The sequence below is a fragment of the Acetobacterium wieringae genome, assembly GCF_023700225.1.
Lineage (GTDB): Bacteria > Bacillota > Clostridia > Eubacteriales > Eubacteriaceae > Acetobacterium > Acetobacterium wieringae.
The window spans coordinates 3,479,821-3,497,129 of the sequence record NZ_CP097897.1 but is presented as its reverse complement, the minus strand read 5'-3'; the positions used below and the strand labels follow the sequence as shown (position 1 = coordinate 3,497,129).

The 17,309-nt window shown below is 44.7% G+C and carries 14 protein-coding genes; 5 read left to right on the top strand and 9 right to left on the bottom strand.

What is annotated here, in order from left to right; all coding sequences use genetic code 11:
* Positions 1-125 precede the first annotated feature (125 nt).
* The 5 genes from CHL1_RS17110 to ygiD all read left to right on the top strand — a co-directional run bounded on the left by CHL1_RS17110 (position 126) and on the right by ygiD (position 8,161).
* On the top strand, positions 126-5,039 hold the full coding sequence (locus CHL1_RS17110) for an AAA family ATPase (RefSeq protein WP_250934158.1): 4,914 nt from the start codon (positions 126-128) through the stop codon (positions 5,037-5,039).
* Between the two features lie 137 nt (positions 5,040-5,176).
* The gene (locus CHL1_RS17105; RefSeq protein ID WP_250934157.1) at positions 5,177-5,509 is read left to right on the top strand and encodes a zinc ribbon domain-containing protein YjdM; all 333 of its coding nucleotides are present in this window, start codon (positions 5,177-5,179) and stop codon (positions 5,507-5,509) included.
* A 317-nt stretch (positions 5,510-5,826) separates the two neighbouring features.
* Complete coding sequence (locus CHL1_RS17100) at positions 5,827-6,495, top strand: cobalamin B12-binding domain-containing protein (RefSeq protein WP_070370779.1); 669 nt, start codon at positions 5,827-5,829, stop codon at positions 6,493-6,495.
* A gap of 228 nt (positions 6,496-6,723) precedes the next feature.
* Positions 6,724-7,218 (top strand): GNAT family N-acetyltransferase, encoded by a 495-nt coding sequence (locus CHL1_RS17095; RefSeq protein ID WP_228878670.1) that lies wholly within the window; start codon positions 6,724-6,726, stop codon positions 7,216-7,218.
* A gap of 154 nt (positions 7,219-7,372) precedes the next feature.
* A complete protein-coding gene (gene ygiD / locus CHL1_RS17090; RefSeq protein WP_250934156.1) occupies positions 7,373-8,161 on the top strand; it encodes a 4,5-DOPA-extradiol-dioxygenase in 789 nt (262 codons plus the stop codon).
* Between the two features lie 98 nt (positions 8,162-8,259).
* On the opposite strand, the gene CHL1_RS17085 is transcribed toward ygiD, so the two are convergent.
* The 9 genes from CHL1_RS17085 to CHL1_RS17045 form a co-directional block, all read right to left on the bottom strand.
* Entirely contained in the window at positions 8,260-8,478 is a 219-nt protein-coding gene (locus CHL1_RS17085) for a hypothetical protein (protein WP_250934155.1), read from the bottom strand.
* A 355-nt stretch (positions 8,479-8,833) separates the two neighbouring features.
* On the bottom strand, positions 8,834-10,168 hold the full coding sequence (locus tag CHL1_RS17080) for an MATE family efflux transporter (protein WP_250934154.1): 1,335 nt from the start codon (positions 10,166-10,168) through the stop codon (positions 8,834-8,836).
* A 59-nt stretch (positions 10,169-10,227) separates the two neighbouring features.
* Entirely contained in the window at positions 10,228-10,821 is a 594-nt protein-coding gene (locus CHL1_RS17075; protein WP_250934153.1) for an MBL fold metallo-hydrolase, read from the bottom strand.
* A 402-nt stretch (positions 10,822-11,223) separates the two neighbouring features.
* Positions 11,224-11,790 carry a hypothetical protein gene (locus CHL1_RS17070; RefSeq protein ID WP_250934152.1) on the bottom strand — a complete coding sequence of 189 codons (567 nt, stop codon included), beginning with the start codon at positions 11,788-11,790 and terminating at the stop codon, positions 11,224-11,226.
* Positions 11,783-13,261, bottom strand: a complete 1,479-nt coding sequence (locus CHL1_RS17065; protein ID WP_250934151.1) for an FtsX-like permease family protein — start codon at positions 13,259-13,261, stop codon at positions 11,783-11,785. Before CHL1_RS17065 ends, CHL1_RS17070 begins: the two co-directional genes overlap by 8 nt.
* Complete coding sequence (locus tag CHL1_RS17060; protein ID WP_250934150.1) at positions 13,152-14,369, bottom strand: FtsX-like permease family protein; 1,218 nt, start codon at positions 14,367-14,369, stop codon at positions 13,152-13,154. Before CHL1_RS17060 ends, CHL1_RS17065 begins: the two co-directional genes overlap by 110 nt.
* A gap of 11 nt (positions 14,370-14,380) precedes the next feature.
* The gene (locus tag CHL1_RS17055) at positions 14,381-15,088 is read right to left on the bottom strand and encodes an ABC transporter ATP-binding protein (RefSeq protein ID WP_250936310.1); all 708 of its coding nucleotides are present in this window, start codon (positions 15,086-15,088) and stop codon (positions 14,381-14,383) included.
* Between the two features lie 127 nt (positions 15,089-15,215).
* Complete coding sequence (locus tag CHL1_RS17050) at positions 15,216-16,526, bottom strand: sensor histidine kinase (protein WP_070370788.1); 1,311 nt, start codon at positions 16,524-16,526, stop codon at positions 15,216-15,218.
* Positions 16,526-17,203, bottom strand: a complete 678-nt coding sequence (locus tag CHL1_RS17045; protein ID WP_250934149.1) for a response regulator transcription factor — start codon at positions 17,201-17,203, stop codon at positions 16,526-16,528. The genes CHL1_RS17050 and CHL1_RS17045 overlap by 1 nt, the downstream gene beginning before the upstream one ends.
* Between the last annotated feature and the right edge of the window lie 106 nt (positions 17,204-17,309).

Genomic DNA, 17,309 nt, shown 5'->3' with positions numbered 1-17,309 from the left:
TTAAAAAAGAAGCCGAATCATGGGAAAATATTGATATGAAAACATTGATTTCAAATCCTTACTCAGCATTTGAACAAGCTTAAAGAGGGAATGTCAAAGAAGTAAAAATTATGGGGGCAAGATACATGCAGGAGCAAAAGCCTGGCTTTAGTCAGCTGAACCGTCAGGGATTGGCAAATTTTGACAGCCAACTATTGAAAAGCATCAGAAGCGGCAAGCAACCGCTTTCAAAGGATACCTTATCAGCCGTTTTAAAGTTATTTGTTGAAATGATCAAAGCGATTGAAGACATTCATAAAAAAAATCAGATTCTTGCTTTTGTGAGTCCCGATATTTTTATGGCAAAACCAGCGGTGGATCATAATGATATGACAACGATGCAGATGCCTAAAAAAATAACAATCTCCAGAAAAGAATTTCTTGATTTAGACCGGTTTGCCTATATTTCACCAGAACAGACGGGACGAATAAGCCGAACCGTCGACTATCGTTCAAACTATTATTCCCTCGGGGTGACGATGTATGAATTAATCACCGGGCAAAAACCATTTACGGCGGATAGTATGCTGGAGTTGACGCATTGTCACATTGCCAGAAAACCGGTGGCGCCCGATTATCTTAATCCGGCTATCCCCAGGGCGGTGTCAAAGATCATCCTGAAATTAATGGAAAAGGAACCGGAACGGCGTTATCAAAGTGCTACCGGAATAATCAGTGATCTGAAGCGAGCCATAGAGGCAATCAGTGCGTCCGGGAGGGCTGAAGAGTTTGCGCTGGGACGGGATGATTGGTCAAATAAATTTGGGTTGCCGCAAAAACTCTATGGCCGGGAAAAAGAAAGGGCCATAATCCAGCAGCTCGCTGAGCAGGCTTCGGTAAGGGTTTCACAAATCCTGCTGGTAGGCGGTGCTGCCGGTGTGGGAAAAACGGCGATGATAAAAGAGCTTTTTCGGCCCGCAGCGGAACGGAACGTTTATTTTGCCAGCGGAAAAGCGGAGCCCTTGCAGGTCAATACCCCCTATTATGTTTTTACCCAGATGACCAGAGAATTAGTCCGAATCCTGTTGCAGGAATCGGATTTGATGTTGGAAGAGTGGAAAAAACGGTTGCTAAAAGCACTAAATAATAATGGTCAATTGATCGTTGACCTGGTTCCGGAACTGCGGTTGATCATCGGCGATCAGGATGCAGTGGAAGAATTGGAGCCAACCGAGAACCGCAACCGTTTTTTAACGACTTTCGGCAATTTTATTAAAACCTTCGCAAAAAAAGAACAACCATTGGCGGTATTCTTAGATGATTTTCAGTGGTGTGATCAGTCTTCCGTCGAATTGATCAAATATCTGCTGACCCTTGATGATATGAACAGCTTGATGGTGATCATTGGTTATCGGGATCATGAAATTCAGCAAAATCATCCCTTGTATCGTTGCCTTGAGGAATTAAAAAAATCGGATCAGGCGGCGACAATCATTGTCAAGCCGCTGGATCAGGGGAATATTGCCCAAATGATTAGCGATACCGTCCATTGCCATCCCGATCAAGCAGACGTGCTGGCCAGGGTCATTCACAAGAAAACTCAGGGAAACCCCTTTTTTGTCCGAAATCTACTGCTGCACCTGCATACCAGCCAGTACATTTATTACAATGAGGACAACCATCAGTGGGGATGGGACGAGGATGAAATCGAGAAGTGTGCCATCAGTGATAATATTGTTGACTTTATGATTGGGCAAATTCTAAAATTGCCACCAAAGACCCAGGACTTGTTAAAAGCAGGGGCTTTAATTGGCGCCGCATTTGATGTAAAGCTGTTGATGGCGGTTTTGAATCTGGATGAGCAGGCGATCCTTAATCAGCTGGGGGAAGCCATTGATCGGGAAATTATTATCCCGGAAAATAATTACTACGAATTTTATCTGGGAGAGGCGGGGCAGACCTTCAGATTTGCCCACGACCGAATTCAGCAAGCTTGTGAAGCCCTGATTCCACCGGAAAGCAAAAAGCAGCTGCATTTAAAAATTGGTAACAAGATCTGGCAGAGCTTGCCGCCGGAGCAGGTAGCGGATCAGGCGATTCAAATCGTCTGTCATTTAAATGAAGGGCTGGACTTGATTAATGACACGCAGGAACGCTTAATGGTGTTGCGATTAAATTTGTGGGCTGCCCAAAAGGCCAAAACCGCCACCTCCTTTTCGCTGGCCCGGCAGTACATTGAAACGGCAATCAGTCTGTTGCCGGATAACCCCTGGGAAGCGGACTATCCGCTTACTTTTGAGCTGATAAAGACCTATGCGGAATGCGCCTATTTAAATAAAGAATACCCAGTGGCCGAAGCCCAGATTGAGCTGCTGATGAAGCATGCCAAAACGGCCATTGACCAGGCTGAAATAAGGTTGATGCAGAGTGTTTTATATCGGTATCTAGGACAATTGGATCAGGTGATCAACTATGGGGTTCTTGGTTTACGGCTACTGGGAATTCGCTTGCCCTTTAAACCGGGCTTTCATCTGATTATAAGAGAATTGGCGCTGGTCAAGGGCCGGCTGCTGGGGAAAAATACCGAGCAACTCTTATATGCGCCGCTGCAAAATGATCGCGTCAAACTGATGATCCGGATTATGAGTGAGTTAAACAGTGTGACCTATAACGGCGGCAATGTTAACCTGTTTCTGTTCTCAACCTTAAAGAGTTTGAGTCTGACCCTTCAATATGGAAACAGCCAGGAAGCAGCTTCGATTTATTCCGGCTATGGGGTGTTGCTGGCGGTAATGGGGGATTTGAAGGGCTCCTATCAATTCCACAAATTGGCGCTTAAGCTGGTTGAAACGGAAGACCGGGCCAAGTATCGGGCTGGGGTTTTATTTGCCTACGGCTTTTTAGGCTATGCCTGGAGTGAATCTTTTCAGGATGTGGATCAGTGGTTTAAAAAAGCTATGGAAGATGCTTTGCGGTATGGCGATCATTATCAGGTGGTTTTAGCCGGAACCTTTATGTATGCCTTCAAGGCGAATCGGGATTTGACCGAATTAACCCAAAAAGCGATGGAACAGGTGTCGTTAATCAAACAGACCAACAACCAGTACGGTTACAGCATGTCGTTTATGTTTATTAATCGCAGGCTCAACTACCTGGGTTTAACGGATCATCAATTCTCGCTGGGAGTATCCCAACAGACCCAGGAACAAAATGGCGGTATGGGAATCATCGGCAGTGAAGAGCAATGTCTTAAAAATTTGCGGGAATCAAATTCGTTATCCGGCCTCGGGGTTTATTATAAAGAAAAGATGTATATTCATTATTTATATGATGATTATGCAAAAGCCCTGGACTATCTGGCAGTATCCGATAAATATCTGAAATATCATGCCGGAACCCCCTATGTGGTGGAGTGTCGCATCTGCAACTTTCTGGTAGTCGCAGCTAACCTCGCTGGGATGAAGGGGGAAGTACGGAAAAAGGCAATCCAGCGACTAAAGCGTGAATACAAATATGTAAAGGCCTGGTCAAGCTATTGTCCGGAAAACTTTCAACATCTGCAATATTTGCTGCAGGCTGAACTGGCCCGGATTGAAGAGAAAAAGGATCAGGCGCTTCAATACTACGAATTGGCCGCCGAAACGGCGGCCCGAAACGGCTTTCTTCGGGATGAAGCGCTGGTCAATGAACTGGCCGCCAAAATGTTTTTAGCGCACGGCATGAAGCGGCAGGCCGGGTTTTTTATGACCGAAGCCTTCCGGGGCTATCAGCGGTGGGGGGCAAGGGCAAAAGTCAGGCAGCTGGCAAAGAAATACGAAGGGTTGCTCAAGCTTGCCAGCAATGAAATGGCGCTGGCGGAAAAGCTGGCCGTCCCCCCCATCGACTTGATTGCCATTACCAGTGCCTATCAGGCGGTTACAAAAGAAGTCGAACTTCCCGATTTATTAAGAAAAATCATGAAAATTGTGGTGGAGAATTCCGGAGCTCAAAAAGCCATGCTACTCTTAAAGGATGAACAGGGCTGGAAGATCGATGCAACGTTTTTAGAAGGCGAGAACGATATAAACGTTTTACAGTCGGTTGCCCTCAAGCAAGCTGCCAAGATGCTACCCCAGGCGGTGATTAATTTCTGTATTCATACCGGCGAAGCGGTGGTGCTAAGCGATGCGAGTGGACAAGGGGAGTTCCAACAAGATGCCTATATTCAAAAAAACCAAACGAAATCCCTGATTGGTTTACCCATTAAAAATCAGGGGTTGATCACCGGCATCTTATATCTTGAAAACAATTTGGCCAAAGCGGTTTTTACTGACAGCCAGGTTGAGATTCTGCAATTGCTGGCTGCTCAGTTTTCAATTTCGCTTCGAAACGTGCAGTTGTTTACGAACCTGATCGCCACAAAAGAGGCGCTGCATCGTTCCACCGAAGAATTATTGCGATCGGAGATTGCCTTTTTACAGGCGCAGATCAAACCGCATTTTCTTTATAATGCCCTCAATACCATTGCCGCTTTTTCCCTGGATGAACCCCAGATGACCCGGGATTTACTGGCAAATCTCAGTGCCTTCCTGCGGGGCAGCTTTGATTTTAAAAATCGGGATAAGCTTGTAACTCTCCAAAAGGAACTAGAACTGGTGGAAGCCTATCTATTTATCGAGAAAGCTCGGTATGGCCAACGACTAAATATTATTTATGATATTGAAGACCAGATAAAATGTCTGCTGCCGCCACTGGTGATTCAGCCTTTGGTTGAAAACGCCGTGCAGCACGGTTTGTCAGCGCAAAAAAATGGTGGAACTCTTAAAATTTCAGCCCACCGCCGTGCGGATTTTGTGATCATCAGTGTTATCGACAATGGTGTTGGTATTCCCGAGGATGTCTTTGAAAAGTGCCAAAACGGCAGTGACAGCACAGGGGTGGCCTTAAAAAATATCAATATGCGGTTAGTGCGGTTGTACGGTCATGGCTTGGAAATAAACAGAATGCCGGGCGGCGGAACCCGGGCAGTAATACAGATCCCGATGGCACGGATGACGCAAGCTACCCAGCATTATGATTAACCAGAAATTCAAAAAACAACCGCCAAACAAAGCAGATCATAGTTCAGATCGGCGATCCGGCTTACTTGTCAATTGTCGAAGAGTATGATAACATGAATAGCTCAAACCATAAAAAGATAATGAATGGAGAATAAAGCGTGGAAAATTTACCAAATTGCCCGAAATGTAATTCTGAATATACCTATGCCGATGGAGAACTGTTGATCTGTCCGGAATGTGCCCATGAATGGACCCTGACATCAACCAGCGAAGGCGAACTCACCGTTAAGGATGCTAACGGAAATGTTTTAAATCATGGTGATACGGTTATTTTAATTAAAGACCTTAAAGTGAAGGGCAGTTCCCAGGATCTCAAAAAGGGAACCAAGGTGAAGAATATCCGGCTGGTCGACGGTGATCATAACATCGACTGTAAAATTGATGGGTTCGGAGCAATGTCTTTAAAATCCGAATTTGTCAAAAAAGCATAATGACTCACAATCATAAATAAGTGATCAGATCAAGAAAGACTACAACAAGCAAAGCAAACCGATTTCACTGATTTAGTGTTAAAATCGGTTTGTTTTTTGTTTTCAGGAATGAAAAAAGAGAAAGCAGGTTTTCACTTGTGGCAATCGAATCGGCAGAGTGAATTTTTAGAATCGCGATGAAATCGTCATTTTGTTGAACTTTTTAATATTAAAAAGTTGGCATGCTTATTGCTATACATTAAAGTTATCAATGCGATCACCTCTTTAATTGATGAAAGCTAAATTAGGCATAAAACGCAGTAAGGAAGGTTATTGGAGTGCTGGATTTAAGAATTTTAACACGGACAGTCGGCGATTTGGATGAAGAAAGGGTGATGGATTTACTCGATGATTTTATTGCGGAGAATCCCTCTGAACTAGAAGTTCGCGAAGCTGTCACAGCTTGTCAGAGTGGTATGGGCTTGGTCGGAGCGCTTTTCGAAAAAGGGGAGTACTTTGTTGCGGATTTAATTTTTGCAGGGGAATTATTAACAGAAGCCGTTAATCGGCTAAAGCCAATTTTAAGGGAGACTGAAGCCAAGGTGTCGGGAACGATTGTTTTGGGAACCGTTTATGGCGATCTGCATGATATCGGAAAAAATATTTTTAAAATAATGTCAGAAGCGGCTGGCTTTAAGGTTGTCGATTTGGGAATTGATGTTGATCCTGAATATTTTGTGCAGAAAGCCAAAGATTGCAGACCTGCAATCATTGGGTTGAGTGGGATTCTAACCATGTCGATTGACTCGATGGAAGCGACCATCACCGCCTTAAGAGCAGCAGGGGTCACGGCCAAAATAATTGTTGGTGGACATCCTGTGACTGCAGAAATCGGCCAACAAATTGGTGCTGACGGATATACTGCCAATGCAGCAGAAGGTGTAAAGATTTGTCAACAATGGATGGCCGGGGATGCACTTTGGGGTTTAAATAAATTAGTTGGATAAAGCATGGGGTGTTATAGTGACGAAGGATTACTTCGCTTATAACGCCTTTTTTTATGCCCTCTCAAAGTCGGAAAATTGATGTTGCCGTAAAATATTTGTAGTATAATACAACCTAGAATAACAGTAAGAAAATAGATAATAATGGTTTAAAAACAAATGCGTTTCCATAAGTGTCACTCAGTACGAATTCGGATTTCTTTGAGAACCATTTTATGAAAGGAACAGAAAATGAAAAGTGAAGTAAACTCAGGGCTAACCTTTAGAAAGGCAGAAAAAGAGGATGTAGGTTTGGTTCTTTATTTTATCAAGGAGTTGGCCAGCTATGAAAAAATGCTTGATCAGGTTGTGGCCACCGAAGCAGGCTTAACGGAATGGCTGTTTGAAAAGAAAACGGCTGAGGTCATTTTTGCGGAGTTGAATGGAGTAGAAATTGGTTTTGCCTTATTCTTTCATAATTTTTCAACCTTTCTGGGCCAGGCTGGGCTATATCTGGAGGATTTGTATGTACTGCCGAACTACCGTGGACATGGCTATGGCAAAGCAATTCTTACGCAGCTTGCCAAAATAGCTGTGAAACGGGGGTGTGGTCGTCTGGAATGGTGGTGTCTGGATTGGAATCAGCCAAGTATCGACTTTTACCTTTCGCTAGGGGCGAAAGCCATGGATGAATGGACGGTTTATCGGATTACCGGGGATACCCTGCTTGAGTTGGCCGCCTCGTGAGGCGTAGTGCTGAGGTTAAGGTTGTCAGTGTCGATAAAGCCAGTATCAAAGAATTGTTAAGTAGCGATGCCTCAATTAGTGTTATAATCAAATCTAACAAGTGATTGATCAGATTAAAATCGGAGATCATCTCAATGTGCAGGAGGTAGTGATAATGAATCCCAAAATGCCGGTATTGTTTGTTGGTCATGGTTCACCCATGAATGCAGTTGAAAATAATGAATTTACCCGGGGTTGGGAAGAAATTGCGAAGAAAATTCCCAAACCAAAAGCAATTCTGTCTATTTCAGCCCACTGGTACACCGCAGAAACCAGAATCAACAACTCGGAAAAACCAGAGATGGTTTATGATATGTATGGGTTTCCGGATGAACTATACCGGGTTGTCTACCCGGCCCCTGGGGCGCCGGAACTGGCAGAGATTACCCGAAACCGGATCAGCCGGGTGGTTAAAGTCGATAACACCTGGGGGATTGATCATGGAACCTGGTCGGTGCTGCATCGCATGCATCCCACAGCAGAAATCCCCGTCTATCAGTTGAGCATTGATATGCATGCAGCTGCGGAAACCCACTATAAAATCGGACAGGAACTGATTTCACTTAGGGAACAGGGGGTGTTAATCTTGGGCAGTGGTAATATTGTTCATAATCTGTCCCGGGTTAACTGGGCGCTGGATGGCGGTTATCCATGGGCAGATGCCTTTGATGACTACATTCAGCAGAAAATTTTAAAGGTGGAGCATGAGGCGATTATAGATTACCATTTGGCAGGCGAGTCCTCCAAGCTGGCGTTTATTACCCCCGAACATTTCTATCCGCTGTTATACGTTTTGGGCGCATCAGATAGAGATAGGACAATCACCGTTTTTAATGATTCACGCACATTGGGATCCATATCCATGACAAGTTATTTGATAACCGAAACAATTCCAGACCGATAAGAAAGAACTAAAAAACCATGGAGCATGATTGGTTCCATGGTTTTTGTTTCTTTTCAGATACGAATTCTTGATAATATTGGTTGGCAAAACTGAAAAAATCAGCCCATCTTTTTTTTCATTTCCAGTTTTGTCAGCTCAAATTTCTTTTTATAATAACAGGCATAAACCTGGGCGTTCTGTTCCTGCTGTTCGCTGACAGTGAGTAAGCGGCACTTGTTAATGACCATCATCTGACCTTTAAAAATAAGATAGATATCTTCAACATCCCTGAGAGTTTTATTTTCTTCTGATAATTGGTGCATGGTTTCTTCGGCCAATATCGATAACTGCTTTTTAATTTCAGTATCTGATAACTTTATCGATAAATCGACCTTGTTTTTATTTGGCTGGGGAAGATTTGTCGAGGTGCTTAAAGGCGCGTCTGCAGATGTTGGGGCTTCTAACGGCGCTGGAGATTCAGTGGGTGCCTCTTTAAGCGGTTCTTTTTTTCTTTTTTCGTTATTTTTGTTCGGCCATGATAGTCGTCTCTGGTAATTCGCAAGATGGTTACCTCCATTTCTGATAGGGATTATTTAGTTTATTAAAACCATTAATAAGTATAGAACGCCAATCGATAATTGTTTTATTTTATCACTTTTGTGATGAAATGACTATTAATATATTGGGGAGTTTTTAATGATTTTGACTGATAGGAGCAGCAGCAATTTTTTTAATCCATTTTCGGCTCTTCAATCGGTAAATACACCAGATCGCTTTGATCACCTGATCAATTTTAAGCAGCGTATAGATCCAAAAGGCGGGTAGGTGCCAGACCAAACCGGCCAAGGCGCCCAGTGGCACTGAGGCCACCCATAAGAAAATAATATCTGCTACCATTAAAAACCGGGTGTCCCCGCCGCCGCGCAGAACCCCCTTGGTCAGGATGCTGTTGGCAGACTGAAAGATCACAATAAAACCGATGGCAAACATCAGCTGAGACGCAATTTGTTGGGTTTCTGGGGTCAGCGTGTAAAGACCAATCATCGGTTTGCTGGTGATCCAGATAAGGATGGCGCCACCGATGCCAACCGCAATGCCCAGATATAAAAAGGTGATTCCCTGTTGCTGGGCGGCTTCTTCATCACCGCGACCCAGGGTGTGGCCGGTTATGATGGCGCTGGCGTTGGCAATACCTTGAATAAATACCGTGCTGAGCTGCTGTAGAACCAGGGTAATGGCATTGGCCGAGACGAAACTGACGCCCAACCGGCCGATCACCATCGCCACCGCATTATTGCCAAGGGCCAGTAAAATATCGCTGACCAGAACCGGAATAGCGATCTCGACGTATTCTTTAAGGATATCCCGGCAGCGCATAAAGAGATGCCTGAGCCGGTAGTTTATTTTTTTATCAACAAAAAATAAATAACCGCAAATAAATGAGAATTCGAAAAATCGGGCAATTAGGGTGGATAGGGCAGAACCCTCAATACCCATCTGGGGGGCTCCTAAATTCCCGAAGATAAACAAATAGTTGAAGAAAATATTGATAATAAATGCACAAACCGACGAAATTAAGGGGAGTCGCACCTGCCCGACACTGCGTAGCACAATGGTGGATGTCAGTGACAGACCTAAGAGCAGATAACAGGGAACCGCCCATTTAAAATAGCGCACACCTTCTTGGATAATTTTTGCATCAGTTGTATAAATACGCATGATCGTTTCAGGCGCAAAAAAGGTTACAAGCGAAAAGATTAGCGCAAAACCAAGGCAGATCCGTAACATGATGGTAATCGATTTTTTTAAGGCAGCATGGTTTTTCATTCCCCAGAAACGGGAGGTGAGCACCGAAGCACCCATGCCAATGCCCATGCAGCAGATTTGAAAAACCATAATGAATTGATTGGCCAGAGCGGCACCAGACAATGGCACCTCGCCCAGAGCGCCCACCATCATCGTATCGGTCATGTTCACACCAATGGTGATCAGGCTTTGTAGGGTGATGGGAATGGCAATGGTAGCCACTAGTTTATAAAAGGATCGTTCTCTAATGATCGGTTTGATTGCACTACCTCCTTAAGAATTTACAGTTTTATTTCGTCATTGGGTTCAAGAATCAGGCGACCTCTGGCATCAAAGGTTTCGGCGAGCTTACGATCAAACAAAGCCCCCGGTTTCATATGGATGGGGATGCTATGGATGGCTCCGATGACTGCCGCACATGCAGATGCTTCCTGAGGATCCATATTGTAAAAGCCGTCAATTGGTAGCAGGGCGTAGTCAATGGCTTCTTTGGATAAAACGTCTTGCATATAGGCGGTGGTGGATGTATCACCGGAAGCGTAGATTTTAATGCCATCAAGGACGATCAGATAACCCACGCACTTGTTTTTATCATGTCCGGAGTTATAGGCAGGCACGGCCTGGATAACAATTTCATGAAGTGAGCGGGTACCATAAACGCCATTAATCAGGATCGTTTCCGGTCTGATGACAACGCATCCCTGATTTTGGCGTAATAGAGACAAATCATTATGGTCGGGATGTTCGTGGGTGATCAAAACAATATCGGCTGGTAGATCGTAGCCTGATCCGGCAAATGGATCAACATAGATTACAATCCCCTGATCTGAAACAAGACGGTAACTACCGTGGCCTTGATAAAACAACTTTCCCATTAGAATTTCTCCCTATATAAAAATATTTAGTCGATTTAAGTACCTCAATTATTTTGCAAATACCGATTCAGTGCCAAATACAAAGGCTACTGTTTTCAGTTTATCGCTATGAATTGGTTTTGTCAAAGGAATTTAAGAAGAATACGATGGTAGAACTCGATTGATAAAGTTGGTTGGCAAAAAATTGCGCAATAACAAAGCTTGGAAGGGGATAAATGTTCAAAAAATAAAAACAACGGCTTTTCAACGGGCCGTTGCTTTCATGAAAGGTTAGAATAGTTAAGTGTTTGATGATGCTTTGCTTATTCATACTATACAGGGAAATACTTAAGGGTATCTTGAAATGATTCTTGATTAAGAATTCATTAAGGAATATGAATATAGATATCGCTAAAAGTTATCTTAAGAGACCTGCTCCAGTGCGTCAATAATCCCATTCTGCAGGTTGGCAGTGTCACTCAAAAGCGCTTCCAAAGCAGTTAGGTCTCGTTGTTTTTTGGCCTCCAGGATCTGATCACAATTGGAATCCAAGTTTTTATTGAGTTGATTAATTTCAGAAAACAGGGTCATGTTTTCATCAGATTCAGGGATATCCGCGGTCGTTTCACTGAGTTCATGACACCGGGCGATAATCTGCTTTTGATTATCCATAATGGTTGTAACGGCTTGATTCAATCCTGAGAGTGAAAGTAGTATCTGATTAATTTTCAGACCAGTGATCCGATTCGAGGTTTGTATCAGTTGATCAAGTGTTTGAGTAAAGGTTGTTTCAACGCCGGTGGTTGGGGTTGAAATTTCAGAGGAGCTGAGATCTGATGGATCGGGTAAGTTTGACGAATCGGAAGCCCTGGATATAAAACAGGAAACTCCGGCAATCACGATACAAAGCAGAATACTGCCGATAAGAATCAAAATCTTTTTTCTGACGCTGTTGTTTTTTCTTTTAGCGGGTTTCTCTTTTCTATTCATTGCTTTTTAATGCCTCCACCATATTAATTTTTTTAAGGGTGCCAATCATGATTAGATTCACCAGCCAGGTAAACATAAAAGTCAGCAAAATACTGAGGATAAAGCTTTGAGCAAGGATGGACTCAACATACATTACATTGCCAACCTCGGCAGCATCCAGAATATAACCATGCAAAAAGATCCCACCAATCAGGCCGGGAAGAATTCCGAATAGTGTGAGCAGATAGCTTTCCCGGGTAATGTAGGCAGACACTTCACGGTCATAAAAGCCCAATACCTTAATGGTAGCGATCTCCCGGAACCGCTCACTGATGTTGATGGTTGTCAGGGTGTATTGCACCACCAGCGCCAGTAGCGCTGCAGCGATGATAATGATCCAAATCAGATAATTGATACTTCCCAGAGTGTTTTGAAAATCCTGTTCATTATCCGAAGTGAAGCGAACGGCGGAAACACCCGCTGTGGCCATTAGGGTAGCGGCCAGATCTTCCTGTGACAGGGTCGAATCAAGTAGGCCCAGAACCTGGTTGGGCTGAGGCAGCTCACCATAAATGGTTTGGTAGTAGCTCGGAGATAGAAAAACATAATGCTGAAGGTAATTCTCGGCAATTCCTTCCACCAGCACAAGCTGGGTAGTCGTTTCATCTTCCTTAATCACAATGGTATCGCCGGTGGTGACATCAAGGTTTTTAGCAAGTTTCTGGGTCAAAATCACCCCGTGATCGGATAAAACTAAGGGCTCTCCGGTATCATAACTGCGCAACATAAAATAGTTGGATAAAGCGGCCGGATCGGCGGGCACCATCAGCAGGCTGTCGATAGGGTCTGAATTGTCGGTGCTACCTTGCACCGAGATGTTATTAACGGTATTATCCAGATACGTAGAGAGGTTAGTGTTTGCCAGGGTAGTGACCAGAGCTGATTTTTGTTCCATCGTCAAATTTTCTTTTAATTGCAGGGAGACGTCGTAGCGCATGATATCACCAAACTGTTTTTCGGCGACCTGGGTAGCAATGGAGTCCCGTAAGCCCAGCCCGGCAACCAGCATGGCAGTGCAACAGGCCACACCCAGTACCGTCATCCAGAAGCGCTTTTTGTAACGGAAAAGATTTCGAAAGGTGATTTTTTGACTAAATTGAAGCTTTTTCCAGATAAAGTCAACGTTTTCCAGAAAAATGCGTTTGCCCGGTGGTGGGGCACTGGGCAGCATCAGTTCCGCAGGGGCAGAGCGAAGGATGGTCAGGCAGCTTAAAAAGGTGGCGACAGTGGTGACTGAGATGGCAAAAAGCGCCGATAATGCCGCAATTGAAACATGAAAAGCCGGAGTCATTTCGGGTAAAGTATAAAGTACCCGATAAGCGTTAAAGATGACCTGGGGAATGAGCATAAAACCAATGGCCCAGCCCAGGAGGCTGCCTAAAACGCTGGCCGTCTGCCGCATACAAAAGATATTTAAAGGCAATGGCAGCATTACTGTAACCGAGCGCTTTGAGGGTTCCAATCTGGGTGCGTTGTTCTTCCACCATTCGGGTCATAGTGGTCAGACAGACCAAGGTGGCAATACCAAAAAAGAACAGCGGCAGAATACTGGCGATGCCATTGGTACTTTCAATGGTATTTTGATAATCCAGATAACCCGAATTGGATTCTCGGTTGAGGACATGCCATTGGGGTGCCGCCAGCTCATTTATTGATTTTTGAGCTTCTAAAAATTCCGGGGAGGAATCCAGAAGACTGGGATCAGCGATGCCATTCGCGGCGGCAAAGGCTGTTTTTTGTGCGGCCAGCTGAGCTTCGGCATCGGCCTTTAGTTCCTGCTGGCGGATTTCGAGGCGTTGGCTGGCGACGGTATTAAGCGATTCTTCCAGTGGCGTGGTTATTTCGATATATTCCTCAGAAAAGGTCGAAATGCCCGACGTTCCGGCAGCGGTTACCAATATTTCAGTGTAAGCAGGCAGCGTAAAATTAGCTGCGGGCAAAAACACCAGGCCATTTATTTTACCCGTCCCCAATTTAGTAATGCCCCGGTCTTTGGTCAGATAGGAGGGGCTTTCGGCGAGGCCGACCACATGGTAGACAGTTTGACTAAGACTTGTATTGATGGGTGTTTCGGTTCCTGACGAGAGCGTTATGGTGTCGCCGATTTTTGGACCGGCTTCGGAGCGCTGTTTATCAATGATGCATTCATTCGATTGTTGAGGCAACCGGCCTTCCACCAGGTGAAGATCGTTGATGGCCCCGGTCGAATCTGGAATTGAAATTACATGGGCAACATTGGTCTGCTGCCCATATGACAAAAACGCATCGATGGTATAAATTGGTTGGGCATCTTCCACGCCGGAACTGTTCCGGACTGCGGCCAGATCGGCATCATTAAATCCGATAGATGACAGCAAACGAAAGTCCATGAAGTGAGTTGCTTCAAAATATCGATCGGCGGAAGCCTCAAGATCAGGACCCACCGATTTCAAGCCGGTATAAAAAGCAGTACCGACCATGATAACCAGTAAGATGGCTAAAAATCGTGAGAAGGACGAACGGACTTCCTTAAAGGCGTTTTTAATAATGGTATTTCCCATTGCTTTTCTCCTTACCATGCAATATCTTCCACTGGAAGGGGGGTGGCGTTGACAGACATACTTTCGACACAGCCATTTTTGATTTTAATAATCCGATCACCCATGGGGGCAATCGCCAGGTTATGGGTGATCAGCACCACCGTCATGCCGGTACGATGGCAGGTATCCTGAAGCAGCTTCAGCACCGATCGGCCAGTAGTGTAGTCCAGCGCTCCGGTGGGCTCATCACAGAGCAGTAGGGTGGGGTTTTTAGCCAGTGCCCGGGCAATCGAAACCCGTTGCTGTTCGCCGCCGGAAAGTTGGGAAGGAAAATTGATCATCCGGTTTTCCAGACCCACTTGTTTTAATACTTCCAGAGGCGGAAAGGGATTCTTGCAAATTTCTACAGCCAGTTCGACATTTTCCAGTGCGGTCAGATTTTGGATCAGATTGTAAAACTGAAAAACAAAGCCGACCTCCTGACGACGGTAAGTAATCAGGTCTTTTTTTCCGTAGCAGTGAAGGGGCTGTTTGTTGACGGTGAATTCACCCCCAGTGGGCGAATCCATGCCCCCCAGAATGTTTAAAATCGTGCTTTTACCGGCACCGCTAGGACCGGCGATAATGGCAAACTCGCCCCGTTTTACGGTAAAATCGACACCAGCCAGCGCTGCTATTTTAACTTCGCCCATGGTGTATTCTTTGGTGATTCCTTTGAATTCAATCATTGTTTCATTCATCATTAATGATTCCTTTCCCGGTCGCTTAAAAAAACGACCATAAAAAATGGATTATGCCGGGTGTTCCTGACACAATCCATTTTATGACTGGGAAATAAAATAAAAATATGGAAACAGTAAAGAAAAATTAAGAACTAATCAGCGGTAGTTGGATTTCAATGCCAAAATCATACCGGGTAGGCTGGTAAGCCCGGATGCTGCCGCCATGCCGGGTAATCAGTTCCCGGCAGATGTACAAGCCTAAGCCGCTACCCCCTTTTTCCTTGGAGCGGGAGGCTTCTATCCGGTAAAATCGATCAAAAAGCAGCGGCAGTTGTTCACCAGGTACCGGTTGCCCGTTATTCTCTATTTTTAGGACTAGCCAGTGTTTTGTTTGAAACAGATGAACATCAACAAAAAGTGGATGGCCCCCATATTTAACGGCATTGCAAAGAATATTGCCGATCACCCGCTGGAGGGCCGGTTTGTTGACCTGAATTTGGGCAGTGTCGGAAAGGTGACTGTTATAGTCCATACTGGCATCCACATCATCCCAGTCTGACAGATAGGGATTCAGGAGGGATTGCCAGAAACGAGCCGCCGTTACTACCTCAAAGTTCATGGTGTGATCGTGATGAATAATTTGGGCGGCTTCCTGAAATTGATCAATCAGCAGTCGAATATCCTCGGATTTCTGGTGGATAACAGCGTAATAGTGGTTTATTTTTTCAGCATTAGTAATTTTTCCCGATGCGAGGCGATCGGTATAGCTGGCAATTGAGGTGAGTGGGGTTCGTAAGTCATGGGATATGGCCGCCAGCATGGTCTGCTGTTCCCGGTCTGAGGATTGTAAGCGAACCAGCATGTCATCGTAGCGCTTTTCCAGTTCGCCGATCTCGTCATTGCGGTAATGTCGTGCCTGAATTTTGATCTGCAAAGGATCCTGAATCATCCGGTCATGAAGCACCGAAAGCGGGTAAGTAATGGAGCGGTGAAGGAAATAGGCAATGGACATAAATAAGGCAATGATTAAAAGAATAATCAGCCAGAGATACTGAAAAATGTAGTCTTCAATAACCTGATTGCGGCTGTGAAAATTATAATTGATCCGTAGGGCGTAGCGTACTTTATCATCACGGATGACAAAGTCTTTGACACTGAGCCGGGTACTGAGCGGCGCCTCACCACTGGACCAGATTAACTGATTATTGGAATCAAGAAGCAGCATCTGATCCCCGTTTTCAGTCTGGGCGGCCAGGAGTGCAATAATGTCTGCTTCCTCAAGTGAAGCCGCTTGCTTTACGAGATCTGCGGCCAGGGCTTCATAATGTTCCCGATCGGCCACCAGACCATCCCGATAGTCGCCGCGATAAAAAAAGAAAAAGCTTGCCAACAGTAGACCAACGACCAGTAAAAACAGCAAAATAAAGGAAAGTGAGAGTTTTAAGCGGATCGACATCAGTGACCTCCTGTCATACGATAACCGACACCCCAGACGGTTTCCAAAAGATTGCTTTCGCATCCCAGCTTTGAACGGATATTTTTAATGTGAACTGTGACAGTTGTCATATCACCGCCGTAGGCATCTTTCCAGACGGCTTCATAAATCTGTTCCCGGGTCAGAACCTGACCTTTGTTTTCGATCAGGTAGCTGAGAATCAGAAATTCCTTGGTGGAAAAATCCTTTGGGGTTCCTTTGACAAAAACCTGAAAGGTGGATTTGTTCAGTTCAATAGTACTCAGACGGATTATTTCGTTGATTTTTTCGCGACGGTGTTCCCGGCGAAGATGGGCAGAAACTCGGGCTACCAATTCATCCAGGGAAAAAGGTTTGGCCATGTAATCGTCGGCCCCGATTTGAAGACCGATGACCTTATCAATATCCCGGCCCTTGGCACTGAGGATCATGACCGGAATAGCGCTTTCTTTTTTAAGCTGAGTCAAAACTTCCAGACCATCCATTTCAGGCATCATAATATCTAAAATCAACAGGCTGATTTCATGAGTATTTATTTTATCCAGGACTTCCAGTCCATTACTGGCAGTGTGAACAAGATAGCCTTCGTCCGTCAGAACCTCGGCAATGATTGCAGCAATATCGCTGTCATCATCAGCGACCAGTATTTGTTTGGGCATGTTCGACCTCCGCATCGTTTGTAAATATTAAATAATCGAAAAAGTGAGTCGTATTAATGATACCCGGTAAATATAAAATAAAAATAAAGAATTCAGTGATTTTAGT